Origin of the sequence: Bradyrhizobium sp. 613_E4_N2_2, assembly GCF_052075995.1 — a bacterium.
Classification (GTDB): Bacteria; Pseudomonadota; Alphaproteobacteria; order Rhizobiales; family Xanthobacteraceae; genus Bradyrhizobium; species Bradyrhizobium barranii.
Map to the genome: position 1 here is coordinate 7,000,549 of NZ_CP197234.1, position 25,280 is coordinate 7,025,828.

The 25,280-nt window shown below is 64.9% G+C and carries 29 protein-coding genes and 1 riboswitch; of the genes, 14 read left to right on the forward strand and 15 right to left on the reverse strand.

Annotation, left to right across the window (positions count from 1 at the left end; all coding sequences use genetic code 11):
• Nucleotides 1–36: 36 nt before the first annotated feature.
• Nucleotides 37–1,257, reverse strand: coding sequence for a CaiB/BaiF CoA transferase family protein (locus tag AB7290_RS33100; protein ID WP_085401281.1), 1,221 nt, complete (start codon nucleotides 1,255–1,257; stop codon nucleotides 37–39).
• Entirely contained in the window at nucleotides 1,254–2,189 is a 936-nt protein-coding gene (locus AB7290_RS33105) for a hydroxymethylglutaryl-CoA lyase (protein WP_441254237.1), read from the reverse strand. Before AB7290_RS33105 ends, AB7290_RS33100 begins: the two co-directional genes overlap by 4 nt.
• Nucleotides 2,190–2,358: 169 nt before the next feature.
• On the opposite strand from AB7290_RS33105, the gene AB7290_RS33110 reads away from it, so the two are divergent.
• Nucleotides 2,359–3,189, forward strand: a complete 831-nt coding sequence (locus AB7290_RS33110) for a GntR family transcriptional regulator (RefSeq protein ID WP_071917648.1) — start codon at nucleotides 2,359–2,361, stop codon at nucleotides 3,187–3,189.
• A gap of 48 nt (nucleotides 3,190–3,237) precedes the next feature.
• Here AB7290_RS33110 and AB7290_RS33115 read toward each other — a convergent pair whose 3' ends face one another.
• Nucleotides 3,238–3,840 carry a hypothetical protein gene (locus tag AB7290_RS33115; protein ID WP_085401282.1) on the reverse strand — a complete coding sequence of 201 codons (603 nt, stop codon included), beginning with the start codon at nucleotides 3,838–3,840 and terminating at the stop codon, nucleotides 3,238–3,240.
• Between the two features lie 255 nt (nucleotides 3,841–4,095).
• Here AB7290_RS33115 and AB7290_RS33120 point away from each other — a divergent pair, with 255 nt between their 5' ends.
• Nucleotides 4,096–5,154, forward strand: coding sequence for a class I SAM-dependent methyltransferase (locus tag AB7290_RS33120; RefSeq protein ID WP_085401328.1), 1,059 nt, complete (start codon nucleotides 4,096–4,098; stop codon nucleotides 5,152–5,154).
• Between the two features lie 30 nt (nucleotides 5,155–5,184).
• Here the strand turns inward: AB7290_RS33120 and AB7290_RS33125 are convergent, their stop codons facing one another.
• On the reverse strand, nucleotides 5,185–5,568 hold the full coding sequence (locus AB7290_RS33125; protein ID WP_085401283.1) for a bleomycin resistance protein: 384 nt from the start codon (nucleotides 5,566–5,568) through the stop codon (nucleotides 5,185–5,187).
• 208 nt (nucleotides 5,569–5,776) lie between these two features.
• On the opposite strand from AB7290_RS33125, the gene AB7290_RS33130 reads away from it, so the two are divergent.
• Complete coding sequence (locus AB7290_RS33130) at nucleotides 5,777–6,550, forward strand: enoyl-CoA hydratase/isomerase family protein (protein WP_085401329.1); 774 nt, start codon at nucleotides 5,777–5,779, stop codon at nucleotides 6,548–6,550.
• A gap of 32 nt (nucleotides 6,551–6,582) precedes the next feature.
• Here the strand turns inward: AB7290_RS33130 and AB7290_RS33135 are convergent, their stop codons facing one another.
• Both AB7290_RS33135 and AB7290_RS33140 read right to left on the reverse strand, forming a co-directional pair.
• Nucleotides 6,583–7,215, reverse strand: a complete 633-nt coding sequence (locus AB7290_RS33135) for a hypothetical protein (protein WP_071916058.1) — start codon at nucleotides 7,213–7,215, stop codon at nucleotides 6,583–6,585.
• 180 nt (nucleotides 7,216–7,395) lie between these two features.
• Nucleotides 7,396–8,259 carry a DUF1194 domain-containing protein gene (locus AB7290_RS33140; protein ID WP_085401284.1) on the reverse strand — a complete coding sequence of 288 codons (864 nt, stop codon included), beginning with the start codon at nucleotides 8,257–8,259 and terminating at the stop codon, nucleotides 7,396–7,398.
• A gap of 263 nt (nucleotides 8,260–8,522) precedes the next feature.
• Nucleotides 8,523–8,600: riboswitch (Fluoride riboswitch) on the forward strand.
• Between the two features lie 53 nt (nucleotides 8,601–8,653).
• On the opposite strand from AB7290_RS33140, the gene AB7290_RS33145 reads away from it, so the two are divergent.
• From AB7290_RS33145 to clpS, 5 genes are read left to right on the forward strand one after another with little or no spacing between them, the layout of a single operon-like run.
• A complete protein-coding gene (locus tag AB7290_RS33145; RefSeq protein WP_244623381.1) occupies nucleotides 8,654–9,901 on the forward strand; it encodes an MFS transporter in 1,248 nt (415 codons plus the stop codon).
• Nucleotides 9,876–10,310, forward strand: coding sequence for a fluoride efflux transporter CrcB (gene crcB, locus AB7290_RS33150; protein ID WP_085401285.1), 435 nt, complete (start codon nucleotides 9,876–9,878; stop codon nucleotides 10,308–10,310). Before AB7290_RS33145 ends, crcB (AB7290_RS33150) begins: the two co-directional genes overlap by 26 nt.
• 6 nt (nucleotides 10,311–10,316) lie before the next feature.
• Complete coding sequence (gene crcB, locus AB7290_RS33155; protein WP_085401286.1) at nucleotides 10,317–10,745, forward strand: fluoride efflux transporter CrcB; 429 nt, start codon at nucleotides 10,317–10,319, stop codon at nucleotides 10,743–10,745.
• A gap of 2 nt (nucleotides 10,746–10,747) precedes the next feature.
• On the forward strand, nucleotides 10,748–11,089 hold the full coding sequence (locus AB7290_RS33160) for a DUF190 domain-containing protein (RefSeq protein ID WP_085401287.1): 342 nt from the start codon (nucleotides 10,748–10,750) through the stop codon (nucleotides 11,087–11,089).
• Nucleotides 11,090–11,130: 41 nt separating this feature from the next.
• Nucleotides 11,131–11,436, forward strand: coding sequence for an ATP-dependent Clp protease adapter ClpS (gene clpS, locus AB7290_RS33165; protein WP_014497217.1), 306 nt, complete (start codon nucleotides 11,131–11,133; stop codon nucleotides 11,434–11,436).
• Nucleotides 11,437–11,490: 54 nt separating this feature from the next.
• Here the strand turns inward: clpS and AB7290_RS33170 are convergent, their stop codons facing one another.
• From AB7290_RS33170 to fabI, 5 genes are all read right to left on the reverse strand, one after another.
• On the reverse strand, nucleotides 11,491–11,889 hold the full coding sequence (locus AB7290_RS33170) for a hypothetical protein (RefSeq protein ID WP_085401288.1): 399 nt from the start codon (nucleotides 11,887–11,889) through the stop codon (nucleotides 11,491–11,493).
• Nucleotides 11,890–11,929: 40 nt separating this feature from the next.
• On the reverse strand, nucleotides 11,930–13,120 hold the full coding sequence (locus AB7290_RS33175; protein WP_085401289.1) for an adenylate/guanylate cyclase domain-containing protein: 1,191 nt from the start codon (nucleotides 13,118–13,120) through the stop codon (nucleotides 11,930–11,932).
• A gap of 70 nt (nucleotides 13,121–13,190) precedes the next feature.
• Nucleotides 13,191–14,279 (reverse strand): chorismate synthase, encoded by a 1,089-nt coding sequence (aroC, locus tag AB7290_RS33180; RefSeq protein ID WP_071916063.1) that lies wholly within the window; start codon nucleotides 14,277–14,279, stop codon nucleotides 13,191–13,193.
• Between the two features lie 89 nt (nucleotides 14,280–14,368).
• Nucleotides 14,369–14,968, reverse strand: a complete 600-nt coding sequence (locus tag AB7290_RS33185) for a histidine phosphatase family protein (protein WP_028148204.1) — start codon at nucleotides 14,966–14,968, stop codon at nucleotides 14,369–14,371.
• A gap of 14 nt (nucleotides 14,969–14,982) precedes the next feature.
• The gene (gene fabI / locus AB7290_RS33190; RefSeq protein ID WP_085401290.1) at nucleotides 14,983–15,810 is read right to left on the reverse strand and encodes an enoyl-ACP reductase FabI; all 828 of its coding nucleotides are present in this window, start codon (nucleotides 15,808–15,810) and stop codon (nucleotides 14,983–14,985) included.
• Between the two features lie 171 nt (nucleotides 15,811–15,981).
• Here fabI and AB7290_RS33195 point away from each other — a divergent pair, with 171 nt between their 5' ends.
• Nucleotides 15,982–16,470 (forward strand): sigma-70 family RNA polymerase sigma factor, encoded by a 489-nt coding sequence (locus AB7290_RS33195; protein ID WP_014497222.1) that lies wholly within the window; start codon nucleotides 15,982–15,984, stop codon nucleotides 16,468–16,470.
• Between the two features lie 106 nt (nucleotides 16,471–16,576).
• On the forward strand, nucleotides 16,577–17,347 hold the full coding sequence (locus AB7290_RS33200) for an anti-sigma factor family protein (RefSeq protein WP_085401291.1): 771 nt from the start codon (nucleotides 16,577–16,579) through the stop codon (nucleotides 17,345–17,347).
• A 443-nt stretch (nucleotides 17,348–17,790) separates the two neighbouring features.
• Here AB7290_RS33200 and AB7290_RS33205 read toward each other — a convergent pair whose 3' ends face one another.
• Together AB7290_RS33205 and AB7290_RS33210 are read right to left on the reverse strand one after the other, a co-directional pair.
• Nucleotides 17,791–18,753, reverse strand: coding sequence for a DnaJ C-terminal domain-containing protein (locus AB7290_RS33205; RefSeq protein ID WP_085401292.1), 963 nt, complete (start codon nucleotides 18,751–18,753; stop codon nucleotides 17,791–17,793).
• 110 nt (nucleotides 18,754–18,863) lie between these two features.
• Entirely contained in the window at nucleotides 18,864–19,271 is a 408-nt protein-coding gene (locus AB7290_RS33210; protein WP_028158074.1) for an RT0821/Lpp0805 family surface protein, read from the reverse strand.
• Nucleotides 19,272–19,384: 113 nt separating this feature from the next.
• On the opposite strand from AB7290_RS33210, the gene pdxH reads away from it, so the two are divergent.
• From pdxH to AB7290_RS33225, 3 genes are read left to right on the forward strand one after another with little or no spacing between them, the layout of a single operon-like run.
• A complete protein-coding gene (gene pdxH, locus AB7290_RS33215) occupies nucleotides 19,385–20,026 on the forward strand; it encodes a pyridoxamine 5'-phosphate oxidase (protein WP_085401293.1) in 642 nt (213 codons plus the stop codon).
• A gap of 25 nt (nucleotides 20,027–20,051) precedes the next feature.
• Complete coding sequence (locus AB7290_RS33220; RefSeq protein WP_063984930.1) at nucleotides 20,052–20,804, forward strand: SDR family NAD(P)-dependent oxidoreductase; 753 nt, start codon at nucleotides 20,052–20,054, stop codon at nucleotides 20,802–20,804.
• Between the two features lie 17 nt (nucleotides 20,805–20,821).
• Nucleotides 20,822–21,592 (forward strand): class I SAM-dependent methyltransferase, encoded by a 771-nt coding sequence (locus AB7290_RS33225; RefSeq protein ID WP_085401294.1) that lies wholly within the window; start codon nucleotides 20,822–20,824, stop codon nucleotides 21,590–21,592.
• Nucleotides 21,593–22,082: 490 nt separating this feature from the next.
• On the opposite strand, the gene AB7290_RS33230 is transcribed toward AB7290_RS33225, so the two are convergent.
• Nucleotides 22,083–23,060 (reverse strand): magnesium transporter CorA family protein, encoded by a 978-nt coding sequence (locus AB7290_RS33230; protein ID WP_085401296.1) that lies wholly within the window; start codon nucleotides 23,058–23,060, stop codon nucleotides 22,083–22,085.
• 337 nt (nucleotides 23,061–23,397) lie between these two features.
• Between AB7290_RS33230 and AB7290_RS33235 the strand changes: the two genes are divergently transcribed.
• On the forward strand, nucleotides 23,398–24,084 hold the full coding sequence (locus tag AB7290_RS33235) for a L,D-transpeptidase (RefSeq protein ID WP_063984933.1): 687 nt from the start codon (nucleotides 23,398–23,400) through the stop codon (nucleotides 24,082–24,084).
• Between the two features lie 36 nt (nucleotides 24,085–24,120).
• Here AB7290_RS33235 and AB7290_RS33240 read toward each other — a convergent pair whose 3' ends face one another.
• The gene (locus AB7290_RS33240; RefSeq protein ID WP_441254238.1) at nucleotides 24,121–25,218 is read right to left on the reverse strand and encodes an extensin family protein; all 1,098 of its coding nucleotides are present in this window, start codon (nucleotides 25,216–25,218) and stop codon (nucleotides 24,121–24,123) included.
• Between the last annotated feature and the right edge of the window lie 62 nt (nucleotides 25,219–25,280).

Consider the following 25,280-nt stretch of genomic DNA (forward strand, 5'->3'; position numbering starts at 1 on the left):
GCTCCTCCGTTGATTCTTGTTTGATCGATCCGTTCGTCAGGACGGCCCAGGCGCGATCCGAATGGTTCCTGCCTTTCGCAGCGTTTCGATTTCGCTCGACGAAACGCCGATCTCACCCAGGATCTCGCGCGTCTGCTCGCCGATCTGCGGCGGATCGTAGCGGTTGGGCAGCCGGCGGCCGTCCATGGAGATCGGCAACAGCGGCGTTTTTGCCTCGCCGCCGTCAGGCAGGTGAATGTTGGTCAGCCCGCCCGACTGGTTCAGATGCGGGTCGTCGAAGAGATCGCCGGGCTTGTTCACCGGCGCGTAGGGCAGATCGAGCTGCTCGAGGCGCGCCGCGAGATCGGCCTTGTCCCATTGCTTGAAGATCTTCGCGATCTCCGGAATCAGCCAGCCGCGATGGTCGACGCGGTCGTTGCTCGTCGCAAAGCGCGGATCGGCAAGCCAGGATTCGCGATCGAAGGCGCGGCAGAACGCCTCCCACTGCTCTTCACCGACGATGGTGACGAACAGCTTCGAGCCGTCCCTGGTGTCGAAGAGATCGTAGACCGGCCAGGGGCTGTCCTTGATCGAATAGGGGATCGAGGGCTGGCCGCTGACCACCTCGCACATCATGGCCTGCGCCATCAGGAACACGTTGTTCTCGTAGAGCGCGCTCTGGATGTAGCGACCGCGGCCGGTGCGCTGCCGCTCGGCCAGCGCAGCCTGGATCGCGATCACGCCGAACATGCCACCCATGATGTCGTTGACCGAGGCGCCGGCGCGCATCGGCCGGTCCGGCAGGCCCGTCATGTAGGCAAGGCCGCCCATCATCTGCACGACCTCGTCGAGCGCGAGGCGATTCTCGTAGGGGCCGGGCAAATAGCCTTTGAGCGAGCAGTAGATCAGGCGTGGCGCAAAAGCGGCAACCGACTCGTAGTCGAGACCGATCCGCTTCAGCAGGCCGGGTCGGAAATTCTCGATCAGGACGTCGCTGCTCTCGATCAGCCGCCGCGCGATGGTCTGGCCTTCCGCGGTCGACGTATCCAGCGCGATGCTGCGCTTGTTGCGGCTGTAGGTGGCGAAGAAGCCGGCAGCCGGTCCCTTGAAGTAGCGGGTGCGGTCGCCCTTGGGCGGCTCGACCTTGATCACGTCGGCGCCGAGATCGGCGAGGATCAAGCCGCAGCTCGGCCCCATCACCATCTGGCTGAACTCGATGACCCGAAGGCCGGCGAGCGGACGGAGCTCCGTTGCCGCCTCGGGCGCCGCCGCCGTCATGCCGCCCTCCGCAGCACCTTGGGAATTCCGGCCTCGTGCAGGTGCCCGGTCAGATGTTTTGCCGGGATATGGCGGGCCAGAATCTCGCGCGTCTGCATCAGGCGATCGAGGTCGATGCCGGTCGAAAGTCCCATGCGTTCCAGCATGAACACGAGATCCTCGGTGACGATGTTGCCACGGGCACCAGGCGCGAACGGACAGCCGCCAAGTCCTGATACCGCGGCGTCGAAACGCCGGATCCCGGCGTCGAGGCCGGCGACGGCATTGGCGAGGCCAGCACCGAGCGTGTCGTGCAGATGCAGCCGCAGCGTCATCTGCAATCCGACTTCACGCCTGACGGCTTCGACGATCTGCCTGACCAGTTTCGGGGTGGCGTAGCCGACGGTGTCGGCGAGCCCGATCTCGTCGGCACCGGCCTCGGCAAAGGCGCGCGCGACCCGGCACACCGCCGCTTCGCTCACCTCGCCCTCCAGCGAGCAGCCGAAGGAGGTGGCGATCGCGCCCATCAGGTGCGGCCGCCGGCCCGCCGGAGAGGCGTCGATCGCGGCGCGGACCGCGCGAAACCCGTCGAGCTGCTCTTCGATCGAGCGGCGCACATTGGCGCGGTTGTGCGTCTCGCTGGCGGAGATGACGAAGTAGACGGCGTCGACACCGGCGGCGATGGCGCGCTCGGCGCCCTTCACGTTCGGCACAAGTGCACCGATGGTCGCGGTCCTGGGCGCGAGCGCGTGCGCCATCACCGCATCGACATCGGCGAATTGCGGCACGACCTTCGGCGGCACGAAGGATCCCGCGTCGATCTCGCGCATGCCGGCGGCGGCGATCGTATCAATCAGCGCGCATTTGGCTTCGGTGGGAACGAACACGTCCAGGTTTTGCAGTCCATCGCGGGGGCCGACCTCGCAAATCAGGACATCCGGCGCATGCGCCATCAGGCTCTCCCTGGTTCGATTGTATATTATTGCGTAAAAGAACAATCCGTGGGACAATCTGTCAAGCTCAAAATCCGCGTGCACTGCAATGACCGCCTCCGACAATTCCCGACCGCCCGCTTCAAGCAAAGGCGGTTCCGAGCGCGCTGAGCACCTCGCCGGGCTGATCATGGCGCTCGCCCGACGCGAAGGCATGAAGGCTGGCGATCGCTTGATCGAACAGCGGCTTGCCGATGCGCTCGATCTTTCACGCGCGCCGATCCGGCTCGGCCTCAAGGCTCTGGAAGCGGCAGGGCTCGCGCGCGGCGAGCCACATCGCGGGTTCGTGCTGGCCAAGCATCCGACCAGCGGCGCAGCCCAGCCAGCCCTCGCGGCGGTCAGGCGCAGCGAACAGGTTTATACGTCCATCGCAGGCGACGTGCTCGCAAGCCGACTGCCGGCTGACGTCACCGAGGCGGAGCTGATGCGCCGCTATGGCCTCAGCCGGGCCGAGTTGCAGCGGCTGCTTGACCGGATCGCTGCCGAGGGCTGGATTGCACGCCTGCCGGGCTATGGCTGGCGCTTCGCGGAGACGGTCTCGAACCCCGAAGCTCACGCCAAGGCCATGGCGTTTCGCGCGGTGATCGAACCTGCGGCAATCGCCCAGCCCGGCTTTGCGCTGCCGCAGGAGGTGATTGCACGCTTGCGCGAGCGCCAGCTGCGCGTGTTCGAAGGCGAGCTCGAGAAGATGACGATCGGCGAGGTCTTTCTTTCCGGTTGCGAATTCCATGAGGAGATCATTCGCGGCGCCGGCAATCCCTTCTTTCTTGAATCGCTCCGGCGCGTGAATTCAATCAGACGCCTGTTCGCCTATCGCAGCTTCGCCGACCGCGACGGTATGCGGCGGCACGTGCGCGAGCATTTGCGCCTGCTCGAGGTTCTGGAAACGCGGCGTTACGCCGAGGCGGCAGAGCTGATGGCGAAGCACCTGCAACGCCCGCTGGTGGCCGGCTTGTCGTAGGCCAACGCGGCCGCGGTCAAGCGGGCGGCGAAACGGACGTGTGAGCGCTCAACGCCGCAAGCCGCCCAACGCCGGTGACTCGCCGGGCAGCATTGACGAATTGATGTCGCTGTCCATGCGTCCCGATTGCTGCTGGGTGAAACCGGCGCCGAACGACAGGCTGAGGTTGGGGGTCGGCTTGAACTCGACACCCGCGAAAGCGCCGTAGCCGGGCGAGGCGCCGGAGGTGAGCGGGGCGAGCGAGCTGCCGATGCCGCCATTGTATTTCAGCGTGTCGAACCCGGCAAAGAACGTGACGGGCATGCCGCCCGCGGTCTTGTAGTTGTAACCGAACTGCGTGCCATCGTAGGAGAGCGCGCTGAAATTGCCGGCCGGCGCAGGCTGGCTGAGTCCGCCCAGGCCTAGGTTGCCGCGTTCGCTTCCGACGAAGAAACCGGGACGAAAATCATAGCCCGCGTTGGCATCGCCACCCTTGAAGCTCGGAAAATTGCCGTAGCCATCGGAGCTCTGGCCGGCGCTGCCGCCAAAGCCGAAAGGCCCGCCCGGGATCCAATATTGCAGCGGCGCGACTTGCGCATGAGCCGGCGCTCCGCCGAGGCAGAGCACCACGAAGAGAGTTGCGAGACCGCAGGAACGTGCAAGGCTGAACATTCAGGTGACCGTCAAAAAAGTGCGGAAATTATACGCCGGGGACCACGCGAATACCAGTGACGCGATGCCGGTGGTCGCGCCATCGAGTTCCAAAATTACGTTATCCCGACGTGTTGAACCTCCTGCGCGACGGATTGACCCACATAGAGGACGCGCGAACGCGAGCCGTCGCCTCGATCCTGATCGGCCGGGGCAGTCCGGCAAGACGCAATTGCGCAGACCTTTGAAAATGCCAGACACAACATGGAGGCTGTCATGGAGGTCGATTCCGACAGGTTGAATGCCTTTATGGGCAAGATGATCACCGAGGTCGGTGCGGCGATGAACGCATCGCTGGTCCTGCTGGGCGACAAGCTCGGCCTCTACCGCGCCCTCGCCGCCAAGGGACCCATGAACTCTGCCGAACTCGCAAGCGCCACCGGAACGAACGAACGCTACGTCCGCGAGTGGCTGGCGAGCCAGGCGGCTTCTGGTTACGTCGAATACGACTCCACTTCCGGCAAGTTCTCGATGCTGCCGGAGCAGGCGTTGGCGCTCGCCGATGAGGACAGCCCGGTCTTCCTCGGCGCGGTCGGCAATGTCATTGCCGCGGCGTTCCTCGACGAGCCGAAAATTACGGACGCATTCAAGTCCGGCAAGGGCGTCGGCTGGAATCGTCGCAGCGAGTGCCTGTTCTGCGGCACCGCCCGGTTCTTCCGCACCGGCTACATGCATCATCTGGTGCAGGAGTGGCTGCCCGCGCTCGAAGGCGTCGTAGACAAGCTGAAGCGCGGCGCCAAGGTCGCCGATGTCGGCTGCGGGCACGGCGTCTCGACCCGGCTGATGGCGGAGGCCTTCCCGAACTCCCGCTTCTACGGCTTCGACTATCACGAGGGCTCGATCGCGGCCGCACGAAAGGCGGCCACTGAGGCGAAGCTGGGCGATCGTGTCAGCTTCGCGGTTCACTCGGCGAAGACCTATCCGGCCGAGGGCTACGATCTCGTCTGCTTCTTCGATTGCCTGCACGACATGGGCGATCCCGTCGGCGCCATCAGCCACGTGCGCGAGACCATGGCCAAGGACGGCACCTGCATGCTGGTCGAGCCGTTCGCAGGCGACCGCCTCGAAGACAATCTCAATCCTGTCGGGCGGGTCTACTATGCGGCATCGACCATGATCTGCACGCCGGCCTCGCTCGATCAGGAGGTCGGCCTCGCGCTCGGCGCTCAAGCCGGCGAGGCAAGGCTGCGCAAGGTCGCCAGCGAAGGCGGCCTGTCGCGCTTCCGCCGCGCCGCCGAAACACCCTTCAACCTGATCCTGGAGGCCCGGATCTGATGCAACGGCGGACGCGCGCGGCCGGCGATGTCAGGCCGCGTCGTCCGTTCCCATACCGAACGTGAGCTGATTGCCGTCGGCGTCGACGACGTCGAAATCGCGCATACGATAGTCGCGGTCCTCCGGCCGGTTGAGCAGCCTGGCACCGCGTCCCGATAGTTCGGCATAGACCTGATCGACGTCCCTGACGAAGATGCAGATGCCGCCGTGCCCGGGCAACCGCTTCGTTACCCCCGCCGCAAGCAGATGCAGGCCGACCTCGTCGCGGCAGAGGCAGGCGTAGGACGGAGGCTGACCGTATTCGAAGGTGACCTCGAAGCCGAGCACATCGCGGTAATAGGCGAGGCTGGCTGTGATGTCGGACACGACGAAGACGGTGGCGGAGCCGGCCATCATCGGGTGTTCGTCGGTCATTGGTCCCTCCATCCGGCAAGCAATCTCATGCACGCAGTCTAACATGCGCGCTGGAGGTCTTGCACGGCCCAAGCCGCACCGTAAGCTGTCGCCGAACAAGGCGGAAGCGCCGAACGACAGCGTCCCGCCGCTGCCGCCGCTCGACGCGAAATAACCGCGCCACCACCGCGATCGATGCCGCACGTTTCCCGAAAGCATGGAGAACCCGGTGACATCTGACAATCCAGTCGCCTACGAACGCGCAGGCAACATCGCCCGCATCACGCTGCGCCGCCCGCCTGTCAATGCACTGAGCCTCGAAGTCATCCGTGCGGTGGTCGCGGCCCTGCGTCGCGCGGCGAACGATCCGGAAGCACGCGTTGTCGTGCTGGCGAGCGCGATCGCCAAGCGCTTTTCGGCCGGCCTCGACCTCGACATCCTGCTGGGGAAATCCGGCGCCGAGATCCGCGAATTCCTCCAGGCGCTCTATATCGACCTTTACGACGCCCAGTATGGGCTCGGAAAGCCATCGATCGCCGCGGTCGGAGGCGCGGCGCGCGGCGGCGGCATGACCATGGCGGTGTCCTGCGACGTGGTGCTGGCAACCGAGAGCGCGACGTTCGGCTATCCCGAGATCGACGTCGGCGTCATTCCCGCGATCCACTACGCGCATCTGCCGCGCATCGTCGGACGTCATCGCGCTTTCGAGCTGCTGTTCACCGGCCGCGTCTTCACCGCCGCGGAGGCGCGCGAGCTCGGCGTGGTGAACCGCGTCGTTGCCGATGCCGAGCTCGACGCCGAGGTGATCAAGCTCGCGGCGCAATTCGCCGGCAAGTCGGCCGCCGTGCTGCGGATGGGCCGCGCCGCCTTCATGCGCCAGATCGATCTCGACTACCGGCGCAGCATCGCAAGTGCAGTGGACGATTTCTGCAATGTCGCGACGTCGGACGAAGCGCAGGAGGGTTTGAGGGCGTTCGTGGAGAAGCGGGCGCCGAAATGGTGAGGGGGCCGCCGGCCGCCCAGGGAGGCTGACGTTCAGGCCGTCCTGTCCACCGAGGACGACGAATCCGCAGGCGGATATTTCGTCACCGGCACAGTGAAGGATTTGGAGCCGACCTGATAGATGATCTTGCCGTTTTGTCCGTTGTCGGTCGATATCTGCGACTGCCCGAACATGATGACGTTCCTGTAGACGTAGCCGGTGCCCTGGCGGGTGATACCGTCGGTGGTGACGCTGACCGTCGCCTCCTTGCCGTTGATGGCCAGCACGCGAAAGCTCGCGCTCTTGCCGATGTCGGCGGAATAGCCGCCCCAGCTTCCCATGAGGATGCTGTCGGAACCTGCCGGCGCCTGTTTCTGCAAAGTCGCGCTCTGCTTGCCAACGCCCGAGGAGAACAGGAGCACCAGGTTCTTGCCGTCCTTGGTGCCGACCGTGACGTTGCCGTAGCTTATCGTTGCACCATTGACCTCGCCGATACCGCGCTCGGTGTGCCCGTTATGGGTGTACTCGATCTGGGCCCTGGCCCCGCGGATGTTCACGACCTTGAAGCCGACGGCCTGGTTGTTGCCTGCCCAATTGCCCTTCCAGTCACCCACCAGACTGCTCTGGTGATACACCCGCTCGTTGGCGGGCGAAATCTGGCTGGTGCTCGATGTGACGATGGCCATTGGATTGCTCGGCGGATTTGTCTGACAGACCCGCTTCTGTTCGCGCGCCGGACGGCGAAGTCAGAACTTTATCCGGAAACAACCGGAAGCAGGCCGATTAGGGCCACGCAGCAGTTAACGCGTGGTTAAATTCGACCGCGGGCGGGACAGGGCAAAAGGTCTCATTCGGGGTGGTGCGGATCAGCGCCCCCAGCGGTCCGACCAGATCTTCTCGCCGATCAAGCAGCTGACCCGTGGCTCCTTGTCGGCAACGCGCCTCACGGGGCGCTCCGGCATGCGGCCCGCGACCTCCATCAGGAGCTTGGTGCGGATCGCTTCCTTGAACTTCTCGCGATCCTTGATCGTGATGACGAAGGAGCCGGGACCGCCGATGACGCAGTCCTCGTAATAGTAGTCGAGATTGTCGATATCCATGGTCGAATAGGACGGCTCCTTGACCATGATCGGCAGGCCGTTGATGACGATGCCCTTCTCGAGCGCGGCGTCGCGCGCCGCCGTGACCGGGCCGCCATTGTTGTTGGGGCCGTCACCGGAAATGTCGATCACGCGGCGCAAGCCGCGATAGGGATCCTCGTCGAACAACGGCATCGCGAACGTGATCGCCCCGGAGATCGAGGTGCGCGAGGCGCGCCGGATCGGCGTCTTCAAGATCTCGGCGGCGACCGCGTCCGCCGTCTCCGGTCCGTCGACCAGCCGCCACGGGATGATGATCTTCTGATCGCTGGAAGCGGCCCATTCGAAGTAAGTCACCGCGATCCGGCCATTCGGCCCGAGCTTCAGCGCCTGGAGGAATTCCTTCGACTGGATCGCCTGCGCATAGCCTTCGCGCTGGATCGCGAGTTCATCCATGTCCATGGAGTAGGAGACGTCGACCGCGAGGACCAGCTCGACATCGACCGTCTGCGCGTCCCGATCGGCCGCTAGCCGTTGTGGCGAACTCTTGCTCGGTTCAAATTTGGGCCCTGGTGCCGCGATGCCCGCGACATCCCCTCCGGCGAGTACGCCGGCCACCAGCACAGCCCCGATCGAGAACAGCATGCGCATCGCAGTCTCCCGTCGTATGACGCGATGGTGACATGCAATCGCCTTGCCGCAAAGTCCGAAGATCGCTTGCGCTTCACATTCCAGTTAGGAATTCGCGAGTTGGGAATGCGCACGTCACGCAAAGCTGCCGCCGTGTTGCCGCGCTTGCGCCACGGGGACATGCGCGATCGCTCACGCCATCATTCCGGAGCGTCCAGCAGCATCGAGCCGAAGACAGACGTTCCCCGCCCACTTGTCCGGTGCGATTTCCATGCTAGGTTGGATGTACAGATGGGGATGGAGTCCCCCGACAACCGCCCGTCGGCCTGTGACCGTAGTGGGCTGATGACTCCTGCTCGAGGAGGGGCAATCTCAAAAGCCTCGGCCTTTGGCGGGAGCATGGACAAACCCGCCGATGGCGGGTTTTTTGTTGCCTGAAGGCGAAGGTCAGGGCGTGACGACGACGACACCGAATGCTGCGCGTGCGGGGCTGCCCAGGGGGATCTGGGTGCTCGGCTTCGTCTCGATGCTGATGGACGTCTCCTCCGAGATGATCCACGCGCTGCTGCCGGTCTATCTCGTCACTGTGCTCGGGGCCTCCACGCTGACGGTCGGCTTCATCGAGGGCATTGCGGAGGCGACCGCCTCGATCACGAAGATCTTCTCCGGCGCATTGTCCGACTGGCTCGGCCGGCGCAAGCTCCTCGCGGCGCTCGGCTACGGCCTAGCCGCGCTGACAAAACCGCTGTTCCCGCTTGCCCCCAGCGTCGGTTGGCTGATTGCCGCGCGCTTCATCGACCGCGTCGGCAAGGGTATTCGCGGCGCACCGCGCGATGCGCTGATCGCCGATATCGCACCTGCGGGTCTGCGCGGCGCGAGCTTCGGCCTGCGGCAGTCGCTCGACACCATCGGCGCATTCGTCGGACCGCTCGTGGCGATCGGCCTGATGTGGTGGACGGCAGATAATTTTGCCCTTGTCTTCTGGGTGGCGGTGCTGCCGGCCTTCCTGTCTTTCGGCCTGATCGCATTCGCGGTGAGCGAGCCGGAGCCGGACCCAAGCCGGGAGACTACGAAGAATCCGCTGAACACCTCCGCCATGCGGCAGCTCGGATCCGTGTACTGGCGCGTCGTCTCGGTCGGCGTGGTGTTCACGCTCGCGCGTTTCAGCGAGGCCTTCTTGATCCTGCGCGCGCAGAACATCGGTCTCTCGGCGATGTGGGTGCCGGCGGTGCTGGTGCTGATGAACGTGGTCTATGCGCTGTCGGCCTATCCCGCCGGCGTGCTGTCGGACCGGATCAACCGGACCGGCCTGCTCGCGCTCGGCCTCGTCTTCCTCGCGGCCGCCGACCTCGCGCTCGCGCTGCTGCCTAGCCTCGCGGGCCTCGCGCTCGGCGTCGTGCTGTGGGGGCTGCACATGGGATTGACCCAAGGCCTGCTGTCGGCCCTCGTCGCCGACGCCGCGCCGCCGAGCCTGCGCGGCACCGCATTCGGCTATTTCAACCTGTTCACCGGACTGGCCTTGCTGGCAGCAAGCGTGATCGCCGGCGCGCTGTGGGATGCCTACGGTCCGGCAGGCACGTTTTTGGCCGGGCTCGGCTTCGCGCTGGTCGCGCTCGCAGGGCTGCTCGCCGTCGGCAATGGTCTGGCAGCGGAGGACAAATGATGATGGAGGGGCGTTCGTCGTGTTGAGCGGAGTGATCGCAATCGTGATCGGCAGCGTTCTCGGCGGCTGCGCGCGCTATTTCGTCTCGGGCGCGATCGCGCGGCGGCTGGGCGAGACCTTTCCCTGGGGCACCATGACCATCAACATCACCGGCGCCTTCCTGATCGGCATTTTCGGCGCGCTGGCAACCCATCCCGGCTCGATCTTCGCCTCCCCCAATCCCTGGCTGTTCGCGGTGACCGGGTTCCTCGGCTGCTACACCACGGTATCCTCGTTCAGCCTGCAAACGCTGACCTTGGCGCGCAACGGCGAGCCGATGCATGCGCTCGGCAATGTCGCGCTCTCGGTCGGGCTTTGCCTTGCCGCCGTCAGTTTCGGCTTTGTCCTCGCTGACGGTCTTGGAGGCTAGAGGCGGATGACCGTTCCCTCCTCCACCGACCGCTGGCGCAGCACGATGCTCTATGCCTGGGTTTCCTTCGGCAGCGTCCTTGGCGGCCTCGCGCGCTACTTCGTCTCCCTCGTGCTCGACACCGGCCCGGGCTTCCCCGTCGCGACGCTGTTCATCAATGCCACGGGATCGCTCATCATCGGCTTCTACGCAACGCTGACCGGCCCCGACGGCCGCATGCTGGCGCGGCCCGAGCACCGGCAATTCGTCATGACCGGGTTTTGCGGCGGCTACACCACCTTCTCGGCCTTCAGCCTGGAGACCTTCCGCCTGTTCCACGGCGGCATGAAATACACGGCACTCGCCTATATCGCGGCATCCGTCATCTGCTGGCTGGTCTCCGTGTGGCTCGGCCATATGATGGCAAGCCGCTACAACCGCTTGACGAGGAGCTGACCATGCAAATCCCCAATCAGGCTGTTTCGCTCCGGATCTTCATCGGCGAGAGCGACCATTTCGACGGCAAGCCGCTTTACGAAGCGATCGTGATGACGGCGCGCGAGCGGCATCTCGCGGGCGCCACCGTGCTGCGCGGCCCGATGGGGTTCGGCAAGTCGAGCCGGCTACACACCTCGAAGATCCTACGGCTGTCGGAAGACCTGCCGCTGCTGATCGAGATCGTCGACAGCGAGGACAGCATCAACGCATTCCTGCCCATCCTGGATGGCATGATGTCGAGCGGCCTGATCACCTTGGAGAAGGTGCAGGTCCTACAATATGGTGAGAGGACCGCACACTGAGCACCGCGGCTGAACCGAGCCCGCCGTTTCCGGGAGGCGGAATGAACGACACCGTTACCAAGCCTAAAACCAGGACGAAGACCAAGGTCGAGCGGCCCAAGCTGCACAAGGTCATCCTGATCAACGACGACTTCACGCCACGCGAATTCGTCACGATGATCCTCAAGGCCGAGTTCCGCATGACCGAGGATCAGGCCTACAAGGTCATGATCACCGCGCACAAGCTGGGCGCCTGCGTGGTCGCCGTGTTCACCAGGGACGTCGCCGAAACCAAGGCCACCCGCGCCACCGACGCCGGCCGCGCCAAGGGCTATCCGCTGCTGTTCACGACGGAGCCCGAGGAATAGGGCTTCGCTGCTCGCGAGCCACGCCTGAGGCTGCTGTGATGATCTGGTCGCAAGCTACTTCAACCTGGCAAAGACCTTGCTGAACTCCGGAAGCTGCAGCCTCCGCTTCTCCTCCAGGTATTCAGATTCAGTGAAGGGGCCGCTCACGAAAACCCGCACCGCAACGTCCCATTCGTTTGCTTTTCGCGAGATGTAGTAAAACTCCGTGACGGAGCGGTCCGGTCGCTTTCCCGATGTCCATGGATGGCGAGCGAACACGATGTACTGGGCGTTCGCGCCGGCCTGAAAGACCGTAGGCTCCGGGAGGCCGTCGCCAACGCAAGTTCCATCCGTGCCGACGGAGCGGCAAAGCGTCATGTCGTCATCCGTGTCGACGGCGACGAGACGATAGGGACCGTCAATCGCGTCGTCCTGAACGAACCCGCAGGCTGCCAGAAACAGGAAGAGTGCCAAGCATACCCATCGTCTCACATGCGGGATCATGCATCGACTTTCAGGCCATCACCACCGGCGTCTCTTCGGCAAGCCCATACACGCGCTGCGCCTTGGAAAATCCCGCGATCGGAAATTCGCCGAGCTCGCGCCAGTCATGGCGGCAGGCGTTCGCGAAGACTTCCGAGACCACGACGGTCCGCCCCAGCCGGCCCGTGATCTTCTCCAGCCTTGCCGCGAGATTGACGGCGGGGCCGATGCAGGTGAAGTCGAGCCGGTTGCCGCCGCCGATATTGCCGTAGAGGATGTTGCCGACGTGCAGCGCGACGCCGAAGCGGAAGCGCTCGACGATGTCGCCGACCGGGAAAGCGAGCGCCTCGACGCTGGCGCGGGATTCGCGCGCGGCCTCCAGCACGCGGGTGCAGACATGGGCGGCATCGCCGACATATTCGTCGATCGGGAACACCGCGAGCAGGCCGTCGCCCATGAATTTCAGCACCTCGCCGCCATGGCCCCGGATCGCGGTGACCTGGCAGTCGAAATACTGGTTGAGGATCTCGACCACGGTCTCGGCCGGCAGCCGGTCCGACAGCGCAGTGAACCCGCGCAGATCCGAGAGCCAGATCGCGGCCTGCATGGTGTCGTTGTGGCCGCGGCGGATCTGGCCGCCGAGGATGCGCGCGCCGGCACGGTTGCCGACATAGGTGTCGAGCAGCATCTCGGCGGTGCGGCGCAGGCTGATGATCTCGCTGACGCGCGCAAGCGGTGCCCCGAGGGTCCGGATCGCCGCGATGTCGTCGTCGCTGAAGCCGCCGGGCTGCCGCGTGACCCAGCTCGTCGCATGGATCGAGCCGTCGAGATAGTGCATCGGCATCGCGAGGTAGTCGGTCACGCCTTCGGCGCGCATGTCGTCGAGGAACGGAAACCGCTTGCTGTCCGGATCGTCCATCCGTCCCCGGACCTCCAGCCCCTCCTCGAACACGATCCGGAGTGGGCTCCGGGCGAACTCGGGCGTCTCCAGGATCTCGAAATCGACGGTGCCGATCTCGACCTTCTGGCCCTGCCGCCAGATGAAGTTGCGGCCGAAGATTTCCGGATGCAGCGTGCGAATGAAGATGCCGAACCGCGACAGCGGCAGGCCGGCCGCGACCAGATGCTCGCAGACCTCGGCGATCATCTCGGAAGGGGTCCCGGACGACCTCGCACCGTCGATCAGCCAGTTGGTGATGCGCTGGATCTCGGAGTTTTGCATGTCCGCATTTGCGGACGAAGTTGTGGGGACGTCAAGCTGCGCGGTGGGCTAGTACCGCGACACGAATGCCCTACCGGCCGACCTGCCCGCGATCCCGAATGAAATGATCGGCGAGCACGCAGGCCATCATCGCCTCGCCGACGGGCACGGCGCGGATGCCGACGCAGGGGTCGTGGCGGCCCTTGGTGAAGATCTCGGTGTCGGCGCCCTTGCGATCGACAGTGAGGCGCGGCTGGAGGATCGACGAGGTCGGCTTCACCGCGAAGCGCACCACCACCGGCTGTCCGGTGGAGATGCCGCCCAGAACGCCGCCGGCATGGTTGGAGAGGAAGCGCGTGCCATCATTGCCTGTGCGCATCTCGTCGGCGTTCTCTTCGCCGGTGAGCTCCGCCGCGCCAAAGCCGGCGCCGATCTCGACGCCCTTCACCGCGTTGATGGTCATCATCGCGCCCGCGAGATCAGAATCGAGTTTTGCGTAGATCGGGGCACCAAGGCCTGCCGGCACGCCTTCGGCGACGACCTCGATCACCGCGCCGATCGACGAGCCGCTCTTGCGGATGCCGTCGAGATAGGTCTCGAAGAACGCGGCCTTGTCCTTGTCCGGACAGAAGAACGGATTTTTCGCAATCTCGTCCCAGTCCCATTTGTCGCGGTCGATCTTGTGCGGGCCGATTTGCACCAGCGCGCCGCGGACCTTGACGTCGGGCAGCACCTTTCGCGCGATCGCACCCGCAGCGACGCGCATTGCCGTCTCGCGCGCCGAGGAGCGGCCGCCACCGCGATAGTCGCGCAGGCCGTATTTGGCCTCGTAGGTGAAGTCGGCGTGGCCGGGACGAAACTTGTCCTTGATCTCGGAATAGTCCTTCGAGCGCTGATCGGTGTTCTCGATCAGCAGGCCGATCGGGGTGCCCGTCGTCACCTGCACGCCGGTCTCCGGATGCGCCATCACGCCGGACAGGATTTTGACCTGGTCCGGCTCCTGGCGCTGGGTGGTGAAGCGCGATTGGCCGGGCCGGCGGCGGTCGAGATCCTGCTGGATATCGGCCTCGGTGAGCGGGATCATGGGCGGACAGCCGTCGACCACGCAACCGATCGCTACCCCATGGCTCTCGCCGAAGGTGGTGACGCGGAACATGTGGCCGAAAGTGTTGAAGGACATCGCTGCTCGCTGGGTCGGGTCCGGCGTGTGGTAACGCGCGGGGGGCCGGGGGTCAAACCCATAGCCACCGTGGATGACGGCGAACCGGCCTAACTAAACTTCTCCAGCCGCCCGTCGCGGAAGACGTAGACGGCGCCCTGCTCGATATAGAGCTCGGCGGCGCTGGCCGGCGTCTCAAGGCCGAGCGAAACCATCAGGGCCCGGCAAGTCCCGCCATGGGCGACCGCAACGGTATCGGTCCGGAGCTCGTCGTACCAGGCCCGCACGCGGACCTGCACATCGGCGTAGGTCTCCCCGTCCGCGGGGCCGACCGTCCATTTGTCGGCGAGGCGCCGGGCGTAGACGTCCGGATCGGCCGCCTCGCTCTCGGCCAGCGTCAGCCCTTCCCAGCTGCCGTAGCCGATCTCGCGCAGGCGATCGTCGAGCGCGTAGTCGGCCTGCGGCAGTTCGAGCTTGCCGCGCGCGAGTTCCATGGTCTGGCGTGCACGCCCGAGCGGGCTCGACACATAGGGTAACGCCGCCTTGTCCTTGCCGTCGCGCTTGAAAAGATCCGCCAGCACGCCGCCGGCCTGCACGGCCTGACCGCGTCCACGCGCGTTCAGCGGAACGTCCTTGGTGCCCTGAAGCCTCCCGAGCGCGTTCCACTCGGTCTCACCGTGGCGAAGATAATAGATCGTGGGCACGGGCATTCCAGATTTATAAGCTAGTCCTTGCCGCCGAACGAGATGTCCGGCGCGTCCGGGCGCTTCATGCCGAGCACGTGATAGCCGGAATCGACGTGATGCACCTCGCCGGTGACGCCGCGCGCGAGATCGGAGAGGAAATACAGCGCGCTGCCGCCGACGTCTTCGATCGAGACGTTGCGCCGCATTGGCGCGTTGTTCTCGTTCCACTTCAGGATATAGCGGAAGTCGCCGATGCCGGATGCCGCGAGCGTCTTGATCGGGCCGGCCGAGATCGCGTTGACGCGGATGTTCTTCTCGCCGAGATCGGCCGCGAGATAGCGCACGCTGGCCTCCAGCGCAGCCTTCGCCACGCCCATCACGTTGTAGTGCGGCATCCACTTCTCGGCGCCGTAATAGCTGAGCGTGATGAGCGAGCCGCCATCGGTCATCAGCTTCTCGGCGCGCTGCGCCACGGCGGTGAACGAGTAGCAGGAGATCAGCATCGACTTGGAGAAATTCTCCGGCGTGGTGTCGACGTAGCGGCCATCAAGCTGCTCGCCATAGGCGATCGCGTGCACCAGGAAGTCGATCTTGCCCCACTTCTCCTTCAGCACTGCGAAGGCGGCGTCGATGGTGGCAGCATCGGTGACGTCGCAATGGCCGAGCACGAGACCGCCGATCTCGGCGGCGAGCGGCTCGACGCGCTTCTTGAGCGCATCGCCCTGATAGGTGAAGGCAAGCTCGGCGCCGGCTGCGTGGCATGCCTTGGCGATGCCCCAGGCGATCGAGCGGTTGTTGGCAAGGCCGAGGATCACCCCGCGCTTGCCTTGCATCAGTCCCTGTATCAGACCTGAATCCTGCGACATTTTTGAGCGTCCCGTCGAGCTCTCGTTGAGGTCTGGAGGTACACCAGCCCTCCTTCGCGGTACAGTCCTAATACGCGGCGTTAACGCTGTTTCAAGCGCCGGAATAGCCGTTCCGTTCGGGTGTTATGATGATTGAGGCGCTCGCGCCGGACACCAGGACGTCAAGACGGCATGAGTGCGTTTCGCCAGAGTGTGGAAGCCATGATCCCGGCGTTGCGCCGCTACGCCCGCGCGCTCACGCGCGATGCGGATGCGGCCGACGACCTGGTGCAGGATACGCTGGTGCGGGCGCTGCGTTCGGAGCGCCTGTTCCTCGGAGGCGATGTCAGGAGCTGGCTCTATACGATCCTGACCAACCTCAACAAGAACCGGCGGCGCTCGCTGGCAAGGCGCCCGCAATTCACGCAGCTGACGGAGAACAATCCGGATGCCAGCGGGACCGAGGCCGAAGGGCGCGACATCGAGAAGGCGCTGGCGACGCTGGTCGAGGAGCAGCGCTCGGTGCTTCTGCTGGTGATGCTGGAGGGCATGAGCTACCGCGAGGTCGCCGACATCCAGGGCGTGCCGATCGGCACCGTGATGTCGCGCCTGGCGCGGGCGAGAGCCCACGTTAAAGCATCGCTGGAAGGTGAGCGCCCGGCGCTCAAGCGGGTGAAGTGATGGCAGTGTTGATGCATCGCGCGGGTCGCTTCGCCTGCATGGAGTGGGAAGCAGCGCAGTTGAACCGCGAAAGACATTTTGGGCCGCAGAGCCAGAGACGATCGATATGAACGACCATAATATTCCCATTACCGAAGACGAGCTGCACGCCTATGTCGACGGCGAGCTGCCGGCCGAGCGCCGCGCCGACGTCGAGGCCTGGCTTGCCGCACACCCTGACGATGCCGGACGCGTGCAGTCCTGGCGCGCCATGGCCGAGATGCTGCACGCGCGTTACGACTCTGTCGTCCAGGAGCCGGTGCCGGCCCGGCTGGAGCTCGAGCGGCTGGAGCGCCGTCCCCGGCAATGGTTCTATGGCGCCGCGGCGGCTGTGCTGGTCGCCTTCGTGGCCGGCGGCACCGCCGGCTGGGTGGCGCACGGCGCCGCCAACGCCCCCTCGACCTTCCAGAGCTTTACAGCGGACGCGCTCGACGCCCACCGCCTCTATGTCGTCGAGGTTCGCCACCCGGTCGAGGTCGGCGGCAACGAGCGAGACCATCTCCAGGCCTGGCTGACCAGGCGCTGCGGCTGGACCGTGTTCGCGCCGAACCTGGAGGCGAGCGGGTTGAAGCTCGTCGGCGGCCGGCTCTTGCCGGGGCCGAACGGTCCGGCGTCGTTCCTGATGTATGAGGGCGCCTCGGGCGAGCGGTACACGATCTACACCGCCAAGACCGAGACCGGCGCGACTCAGATGCGCTACGCCAAAGCCGACAAGGACGGCGCACTGTTCTGGGCCGAGCGCGGCGTCGGCTACGTCGTCAGCGGCGGCAGCGATCGCGATCGCCTGACCAAGGTCGCGCAGGCGGTCTACGACCAAGCCGAGAAAAACGGTACCTGAGCAACCGCTTGAAGGCGGTGCCTCGATTCCGACATTGAAAATTTGGAATCAAGACATGGGTGCGTCTCATTATCGCACCGGATGCTCACGAGAAAATGAGTAGCGTTCGATCCGCCGATCGACGCGGGCGGCCTCGATTGGGGTTTTTGGTACCGCGCTGGTCCCCCTCTCGAGGCCGCACCTATTATCGACTGCCCCGCCGGACAGCCGACACGTCGAACCACATGGGCCGAGAGGCGCTCTCACGCCTCAGGCATATGACGAGCATCATCTGTCGAGAGATGCTCTGGACTTCTGGGAGAACCCCCTTCAGTTGCGACTTCGCCCTAAAGCGCGATGGCTCACGCTTCAGCAGTTTTCTCTGCGCATGATCTTTTCGGAAAGCCGCTGAACGCCAAATGAACGCCTCGCGCTCACGCGGCCCCCCGGGTCCGGATCATGCCTTAGCCAAGCCCGCTACGTGGATTGTAGGGGTGTTGGTCCCGCCACTTCTCCATCAATGCCTCAAGCTCGGCGTCGTTCCCGTCCGGTAGCATAATCCTGATGGTAACGAAGAGATCCCCGGTTCCGCCGGCTTTTGGCAATCCCTTGCCCTTGAGGCGGAAGGTCCGGCCGCTGGAGGTGTTTTTCGGGACCGACAGTTCCACGGCATTGCCGAGGGTCGGCACGCGGACCTTGCCGCCGAGCACCGCCTCGTAGAGCGTGACCGGCAGGTCGATCCTGAGGTCGGCGCCCTCGATCTTGAAGTACGGGTGCGGCGCGATGCTGATCGTGATCAGGAGATCGCCCGGCGGATGGCCCTGAGCGCTCTCGCCCTGCCCCCGCAACCGGATCTGCTGGCCCTCGGTGACGCCGGCCGGAATCTTGACGTTGAGCTCCTTGCCCGTCGGCAACCGGACGCGCTTCTCGCCACCCTTGACCGATTCTTCCAGCGAGACTGACATCGCGACATTGACGTCGAGATCGAGGCCGATCCCGCCGGTGTCGAATTCGAACTGCCCGGCGCCGCCGGCCCCGGGCCGCGCACCACGCGTCCCGCCGAACATGCTGTTGAGGATGTCCTCGAACGCGCCGCCGCCCTGGCCCGGGCCCGCGCCGCCACTGCGGAACGTATAGCTTTCGAACCCGCCGGGACCCGCACGGCCGCGCGGCCCGCCGCCGCCCGGAAAACCCTGGAAGCGCGGCTTGCCGTCGGCGTCGATCTCGCCGCGGTCGAACTGCTTGCGCTTGTCCTCGTCGCCGATGATCTCGTTCGCCGAATTGATCTCGGAGAAGCGCTCGGCGGCCTTGGGGTCATCCTTGTTGCTGTCGGGATGGTGCTTCTTGGCAAGCTTGCGATAGGCGCTCTTGATCGCGGCAGCGTTGGCGCTCCGCGGCACCCCCAAGACCTCATAGGGGTCGCGCATCCGTCACGTCTCCTTCAAGAGAAATCGAATTGTTCAAAGGGCTCCCCGCCCCATCTGCTGGTCATGTGGGAGGCGAGTGGCATTTTTGCAACTAGCCGCAGAGCCGATTCCTAGCTCCGCCACGGCTTTAGCGTATGAATCTCCCAACGGCCACGGCTGCTTTGGCAGCCGGCGCCCTGGAGCCAGCTTTCGGTGCTGCCATTGACGTAGCTCGCCAGGAAGTCCCGGCACTTGCGGCCGTCCTCGGCGGCGTAGGACTGCGCGATCGGCGTCACCGAGCCACGCGCTCCGGTTTCCGGATTCTCCCAGTGCTGGCTGGAATCCTTGTCGCCCTTGCTCAGGACGTCGGAGGCGGCGTTACGGGCGAAGGCAAGATCGGTGTCGGTCGGCGGGGCGTCCTTTGCCGGCCGCGCGATCGAGCCGGTCAGGTCGCTGTCGTCGGCCTTGGCGTAGGCACTGGTGTCGTTGCGGGAAAAGCTGCAGCCGCCGGAGCCGAGCCCGATCAGAATCATTGTCATGACAAAGCCGGACGGCCGGATCGCCGATAGGCCAACGCGTCCCCATGCCCTATATAGGGCGGTAGCGGACAACAACGCGTTTTGGGCCGCGGGACGCAATTCGGACTCCGGACATGACCGACACGACCTCGATGAAACACCAGACACCCTTAACATCCGGTGATTTCACCGCCGCCGACGAACCGTTTGCGCTGTTCGAGGCCTGGCTGAACGAGGCGATCAAGAGCGAGCCGAACGATCCGAACGCCATGGCGCTCGCAACCGTCGACCCCGACGGGCTGCCAGACGTGCGCATGGTGCTGATGAAGGGCTTCGATGCCGACGGTTTCGTCTTCTACAGCCACATCGCGAGCCAGAAGGGCCGCGAACTCGCCGCAAATCCTAAGGCGGCGTTACTTTTTCACTGGAAGTCGCTGCGCCGTCAGGTCCGCATCCGCGGCAACGTGACGCCAGTGACCGACGCCGAGGCAGACGCTTACTTCGCCACCCGTCCCAAGCAGGCGCAGATCGGCGCCTGGGCGAGCAAGCAGTCCGAGGCGCTGGAAAGCCGCTTCGCCTTCGAACAGGCCATCGCAAAGGTCGCGGCCAAGCACATCATCGGCGAGGTGCCGCGGCCGCCGGGCTGGAGCGGCTGGCGCATCACGCCCTCGCGTATCGAGTTCTGGCACGACCGCCCGTTCCGCCTGCACGACCGTATCGAATTTCGCCGTGACGCGGCCGGCCAGCCATGGTCCAAGACGCGGATGTATCCCTGAGCTTAGGCCGACCTGAAAGATGTCCATGCCGCATTCGTCCAATGCGCCGCGCCGCACGCTGCTCCTGACCGGAGCGAGCCGCGGCATCGGCCACGCCACCGTGATCCGGTTCTCGTCGGCGGGCTGGCGCGTCATCACCTGCTCGCGGCATCCCTTCCCCGAGGACTGTCCGTGGGACGCCGGCCCCGAGGACCACATCCAGGTCGACCTCGGCAACCCCCTGGACACCGCGCGCGCGATCACCGACATCCGCAACCGGCTCGAAGGCGGCATGCTGCATGCGCTCGTCAACAACGCCGCGATCTCGCCGAAGGGTCCGGGCGGCTCGCGGCTTGGCTCGGTCGACACCGACCTCGACACCTGGACGCACGTCTTCCACGTCAATTTCTTTGCGCCGATCATGATCGCGCGGGGATTGATCGAGGAGTTGAAGGCGGCCAGGGGCTCGGTCGTGAACGTCACCTCGATCGCGGGCTCGCGCGTGCACCCCTTTGCGGGCGCCGCCTATGCCACATCGAAAGCCGCGCTTGCATCCCTGACGCGCGAAATGGCCTCCGATTTCGGCCGCGTCGGCGTCCGCGTCAACGCTATCGCGCCGGGCGAGATCGACACCTCGATCCTGTCGCCGGGCACCGAGAAGATCGTCGACCAGCAGATCCCGATGCACCGGCTCGGCACGCCCGACGAGGTCGCCAAGATCATCTACGTGCTGTGCACGGACACCAGCTCTTACGTCAACGGCGCCGAGATCCACATCAACGGCGGCCAGCACGTGTAAGGCCAGGCAGGCGAAGCATGGGCCGGTTCGCGAGCACTGCGTCACTCTACGAGCATTTGCGGCCGCCCTACCCGAGCGAATTCTTTCGCAGCGTCGCGCATAAGCTTGGTCTTACCAAACAGAGCAGCCTGATAGACCTCGGCACCGGACCCGGACTCCTGGCGCTCGGCTTCGGCCCCTATGTCGGCCGCATCGTCGGCGTCGACCCTGAACCTGCCATGCTCGATGCGGCGCGACGCGCGGCTGCGAGCGCAGGCCACGCACTCACGCTGATCGAAGGCAAGGTCGAGACGCTTAGCCCCGACATCGGCGCATTCGACGTCGCGACCATCGGCCGCGCGCTGCATTGGATGGATCGTGAGCCGACGCTTGCGCGGCTCGATCGACTGGTCGCGCGCGATGGGGCAATTCTGATCTGCGCCTCGTTCTCGGCCACCGACGGCAGCAACCCGTGGCTCGATGGCTACAACGACGTCCGCCGCCGCTGGTCACCGGCCAAGCTCTGGGAGGAGGCAGGCATGGGCACGCGCACCCATCGCGACTTGCCGGCGTTCTTTCGCGGCAGCGCCTTTCAGCCCACCGAGCTCGTCACGGTTGAGACCAGCCACACAATCAGTGTGCAGGACCTGACACGCCGCACCCTCACCTACTCGTCGTCATCGCCGGAAGCGCTTGGCGAAAATGCCGACGCGATGCTGCGCGACGTCGGGCAGCATCTCGCTCCCTTCAGTCGCGACGGCGCCATCGCCGAGACCGTCGTCTCGACGGCCCAGATCGTGAAGCGCTAGATGATTTTCCCGCTCGAAGGGCGGGAAGCAAGGCGATCCAGACAACGCCGCCGCAGGACCTGGATCGCCTTTACCCTTCCGTTCCTCAATCGACTCGAATCCGACGCGACCGATCGCGCAGCCGCGGAGCGGCCGTGCTGAACGCAGTCGAGCAGTCGTCGTCGTTCTCACCGTCGAGCAGCGGAGCACCACAGTGCCGGCACATGCGCGCCGACATCGACAACGCCTTGCCGCTCGCCAGGACCTGACGATAATTCGCCAGATCGATGACGTTGCGGGGCGACGTTATGTGTTTTTCAACCATGGCTGTTCCTCGCGGCTAACATGCTGCTTATCGCAGACAAGTTTCGCGCAAACGTTCAGCCCACCGCTCAAATTTTACCGGAGGAATTGGGGCGGCGGGCACACATCACGGCGCGGCCTCAATCCCGCTCTATTCTGCGACACCAACCACCGTGTCTCGTTGAACGGCGTAAGGTCTCGGTAGGTATCAAAGCCACTTCTTCCACTTGAAGAGCCAGTACGGGACGATCGCGGCGGCGAGCATCATCACCAGCGCCATCGGATAGCCGTGGACCCATTCGAGTTCCGGCATCGCCTTGAAATTCATGCCGTAGATCGAGGCGATCAGCGTCGGCGGCATCAGGACAACGGCCATGACCGAAAACAGCTTGATGATGTTGTTCTGCTCGAGATTGACGACGCCGAGCATGGCGTCGAGCACGAAGGTGATCTTGCTGGAGAGATAGGAGGCGTGGTCGGTCAGCGAGGCGACGTCGCGCTGCATGGTCTTGAGCTGCTCGCGCATGTCCTTCGACCATTTCACGCCCTCCACCACCGCGGAGAGGAAGGTGACGACGCGGCCGATCGACACCAGGCTTTCGCGAACCTTCGAGGTCAGATCGCCCTTGCGGCCGATCGAGATCAGGATCTGGGAATATTGCTTGGCGTGGCCGTGGCGCTCGCTCTCCGGCTCGAAGATGTCGTGCGAGACCTGGTCGATCTCGGCGCCGCAGCGCTCCAGGATGTCGGCGCAGCGGTCGATCACGGCGTCCAGCAGTTCCATCAGCACCATCTCGCCGGTGATCGCGGGCGTGCAGGACCGGGCCAGCTTGGCCTCGACCAGCGCAAACGGCTTGGGCTGGTCGTAGCGCACCGTCACCAGGCGATGATCGCCGAGAATGAAAGTCACAGCCGTGGTCCGGGGCATGTCGGTGTCGGACTGGCACATCAGCGTCGCCGTCATGTAGCGCGCGCTGTTCTCGATATAGAGCCGGCTGGAGATCTCGATCTCCTGCATGTCCTCCCGGGTCGGGATCGCAATACCGGAGAGCCGCTCCACCGCCTTGTCCTCAGCCGCGGTCGGGTTGACCAGGTCGATCCACACCGCATGCTCCGGAACCGCCGCGAGGTCTTCGACAACCGCTTTCTTGAGGGAGGAGTCGGAGGGAACGAACACAGAAAACATGCACAACTCCAGCAGGGGCCTGCGACAGACTGACAGCCCTTAGCGCGATTCTGACAAGTTCATGATGACAAGCACATTAACGGAGCGTTTGCATTTGTGGCGGCGCCGTGGCCCAACCGTGGCACGGAATCGACAGTCGGGCGTGCTTTGCCTAAAAACCAGCACAGGAGCGCAAAACTTGCGGCAAAAAAGCCACAGCTCGGCTCTTGCAGCGCGGGAAAAGGTCCGAAACGCTGGAATTGTGGCAGATTTCAACGATAATAGGGCCCAACGGAGTCGTGGTTTGGGCGCGTCTCAAGCCCCGCGAAAGCTAGTTGTTGTCGATTGGAATCAAATCATGTCGTCGCTGAAAGTTATGCTGGGTATTTTGGCCGCTGGCCTGATGCTGTCGGGCTGCATGCAGGCCACACATTTTGAAGCGACCGACACCAAGGCCTTCAAGCCGAAGGACAAGGAACTCCTCGCCAAGGTCCGGTACGAGAACACCCCCGTCGCCGAGCCGTTCCGCCGCGCCATCGTCGATTACCACCGCAAGGAATCGCCGGGCTCGATCGTGGTCGATTCCGACAACCATTACCTCTACTGGGTCATGGATGGCGGCAAGGCGATCCGCTACGGCATCACCGTCGGCGAAGAAGCCATGGCCTGGTCGGGCATTGCCAAGGTTGGCAGCATGACCGAGTGGCCGGCCTGGCATCCGACCCCGGGCGAGATTTCGCGACTGGGCGTGCCGACCTACGTTGCACCGGGTCCGGACAATCCGATGGGCTCCCGCGCGATGTATCTCTACTCCGGCGGCAAGGACACGCTGTTCCGCATTCACGGCACCAACCAGCCGGAATATATCGGCGCCTCGATCTCGTCGGGCTGCATCCGCCTAACCAACGAAGACGCGATCGACCTCTATGGCCGCGTCAAGGTCGGCACCATCGTCGTGGTGCTCGAGCCGAAGCATGGCGACTCGCCCTACAATTCGCGCCTCGCGCTCGGCGGCAGCCAGACGGGCCAGGCGGGCAGCTACTGATCGCCTCCTGCTCTCGGACATTCAAAAGCGCCGGTTTTACCGGCGCTTTTTTGTTGCCGGCTTGTGCGGCTCGGCTTTGGTGCCATCGGCGGCCGACTTGTCCGCCGGCGCAGGGGATTTCTGCGCCGGCTCGTCATCAGCTCCGTCCTTGGCCCCATCCTTGGCCTCAGGCCTGGCCGCGACCTCGCGCGGCGGCGCCTCCTCGGGCCGTCCCGCCGGCAGCAACGGGGCGACCTGCGGCAGGGGATCCCAGACGTTCCACTGACAGATCCGGTAGTCGTTGCGCCGCTGCGCCAGGTCGAGATGGATGTGGTCCTCGTGATACCAGTCCGAGCCCGGACCGAGCACGGTGGAAAAGCGCGCGCAGACTGAATGCAGCACGCGCTCGCGCACATCGCGCGGCATGCCGCGGTCGGTCAGGCCGATCGACCGCCCGTTGGCGAGCTTGATGGCGCGGACGTCGAGCGCGTTGGCCTTGCCGTGCTCGGACAGCATCGCGCCGGCGATGCGGTTACGGCCTCGGCATTCGAAACTGTCGAAATTGTCGAGATCGCTGATGGTCGAGCCGAGGCTCGCCGCCAGCGGCACCATGTCCTTGCGCACCCAATCGGCGATCGCGGAGGCCATGGTGCAGCGGAGGATCGCCGCCGGCTTGACCGCCACCTTGCGCTTGTCCGGCAGCACGATCGCCTCCAGCCGCACCAGATCCTCGCCGCCGCAGGCGCCGGGGCCGCGAATATCGGGAATGGACGGCGCGACGGCGATCTCCTCGGTCAAGGCGAGCCGGCAGACCGAGAGCTGCTTCTCGGGCCGCGGCGCGGCCTCGACGGGCTTGGTCGCGCTCGGCTTGTCTGCGGAAGGCTTCCCCTCTGCCTCCGGCGCGGCCTCGTCCGTTGCTTGGGGGGCCTCCTCCGGGCGGGGCTTTGGTAGCGGTATCCTGGCGGAGTGCACCTTCGCGCGCGGCCGTGGTGTACCAAGACCGAAGATATCCAGCGGCGTAGCATATTTTCGCGCTTCTGCCCGCTCCGCCAGCACAAGCGACAGCCCGAGCGCAGCGGTAACCATTGCCGCGCCTGCGGACATATAGCCGCGACAAGACCATTTGCGGCGAAAGTCCGGCAGGCTAAAACTCATGACAATTCTTTGGCCCAGCGCTGAGAGCTATAAAAAGTCCAGCCCACCTCGGAGGAATGTCT

What these genes read in the sequence shown, in the direction of transcription:
- AB7290_RS33100 (WP_085401281.1), bottom strand. Translation starts at nt 1,257, where the DNA reads ATGACGGCGGCGGCGCCCGAGGCGGCAACGGAGCTCCGTCCGCTCGCC.
- AB7290_RS33105 (WP_441254237.1), bottom strand. Translation starts at nt 2,189, where the DNA reads ATGGCGCATGCGCCGGATGTCCTGATTTGCGAGGTCGGCCCCCGCGAT.
- AB7290_RS33110 (WP_071917648.1), top strand. Translation starts at nt 2,359, where the DNA reads ATGGCGCTCGCCCGACGCGAAGGCATGAAGGCTGGCGATCGCTTGATC.
- AB7290_RS33115 (WP_085401282.1), bottom strand. Translation starts at nt 3,840, where the DNA reads ATGTTCAGCCTTGCACGTTCCTGCGGTCTCGCAACTCTCTTCGTGGTG.
- AB7290_RS33120 (WP_085401328.1), top strand. Translation starts at nt 4,096, where the DNA reads ATGGAGGTCGATTCCGACAGGTTGAATGCCTTTATGGGCAAGATGATC.
- AB7290_RS33125 (WP_085401283.1), bottom strand. Translation starts at nt 5,568, where the DNA reads ATGACCGACGAACACCCGATGATGGCCGGCTCCGCCACCGTCTTCGTC.
- AB7290_RS33135 (WP_071916058.1), bottom strand. Translation starts at nt 7,215, where the DNA reads ATGGCCATCGTCACATCGAGCACCAGCCAGATTTCGCCCGCCAACGAG.
- AB7290_RS33140 (WP_085401284.1), bottom strand. Translation starts at nt 8,259, where the DNA reads ATGCGCATGCTGTTCTCGATCGGGGCTGTGCTGGTGGCCGGCGTACTC.
- AB7290_RS33145 (WP_244623381.1), top strand. Translation starts at nt 8,654, where the DNA reads ATGGCGGGTTTTTTGTTGCCTGAAGGCGAAGGTCAGGGCGTGACGACG.
- crcB (WP_085401285.1), top strand. Translation starts at nt 9,876, where the DNA reads ATGGTCTGGCAGCGGAGGACAAATGATGATGGAGGGGCGTTCGTCGTG.
- crcB (WP_085401286.1), top strand. Translation starts at nt 10,317, where the DNA reads ATGACCGTTCCCTCCTCCACCGACCGCTGGCGCAGCACGATGCTCTAT.
- AB7290_RS33160 (WP_085401287.1), top strand. Translation starts at nt 10,748, where the DNA reads ATGCAAATCCCCAATCAGGCTGTTTCGCTCCGGATCTTCATCGGCGAG.
- clpS (WP_014497217.1), top strand. Translation starts at nt 11,131, where the DNA reads ATGAACGACACCGTTACCAAGCCTAAAACCAGGACGAAGACCAAGGTC.
- AB7290_RS33175 (WP_085401289.1), bottom strand. Translation starts at nt 13,120, where the DNA reads ATGCAAAACTCCGAGATCCAGCGCATCACCAACTGGCTGATCGACGGT.
- aroC (WP_071916063.1), bottom strand. Translation starts at nt 14,279, where the DNA reads ATGTCCTTCAACACTTTCGGCCACATGTTCCGCGTCACCACCTTCGGC.
- AB7290_RS33185 (WP_028148204.1), bottom strand. Translation starts at nt 14,968, where the DNA reads ATGCCCGTGCCCACGATCTATTATCTTCGCCACGGTGAGACCGAGTGG.
- fabI (WP_085401290.1), bottom strand. Translation starts at nt 15,810, where the DNA reads ATGTCGCAGGATTCAGGTCTGATACAGGGACTGATGCAAGGCAAGCGC.
- AB7290_RS33195 (WP_014497222.1), top strand. Translation starts at nt 15,982, where the DNA reads ATGAGTGCGTTTCGCCAGAGTGTGGAAGCCATGATCCCGGCGTTGCGC.
- AB7290_RS33200 (WP_085401291.1), top strand. Translation starts at nt 16,577, where the DNA reads ATGAACGACCATAATATTCCCATTACCGAAGACGAGCTGCACGCCTAT.
- AB7290_RS33205 (WP_085401292.1), bottom strand. Translation starts at nt 18,753, where the DNA reads ATGCGCGACCCCTATGAGGTCTTGGGGGTGCCGCGGAGCGCCAACGCT.
- AB7290_RS33210 (WP_028158074.1), bottom strand. Translation starts at nt 19,271, where the DNA reads ATGACAATGATTCTGATCGGGCTCGGCTCCGGCGGCTGCAGCTTTTCC.
- pdxH (WP_085401293.1), top strand. Translation starts at nt 19,385, where the DNA reads ATGACCGACACGACCTCGATGAAACACCAGACACCCTTAACATCCGGT.
- AB7290_RS33220 (WP_063984930.1), top strand. Translation starts at nt 20,052, where the DNA reads ATGCCGCATTCGTCCAATGCGCCGCGCCGCACGCTGCTCCTGACCGGA.
- AB7290_RS33225 (WP_085401294.1), top strand. Translation starts at nt 20,822, where the DNA reads ATGGGCCGGTTCGCGAGCACTGCGTCACTCTACGAGCATTTGCGGCCG.
- AB7290_RS33230 (WP_085401296.1), bottom strand. Translation starts at nt 23,060, where the DNA reads ATGTTTTCTGTGTTCGTTCCCTCCGACTCCTCCCTCAAGAAAGCGGTT.
- AB7290_RS33235 (WP_063984933.1), top strand. Translation starts at nt 23,398, where the DNA reads ATGTCGTCGCTGAAAGTTATGCTGGGTATTTTGGCCGCTGGCCTGATG.
- AB7290_RS33240 (WP_441254238.1), bottom strand. Translation starts at nt 25,218, where the DNA reads ATGAGTTTTAGCCTGCCGGACTTTCGCCGCAAATGGTCTTGTCGCGGC.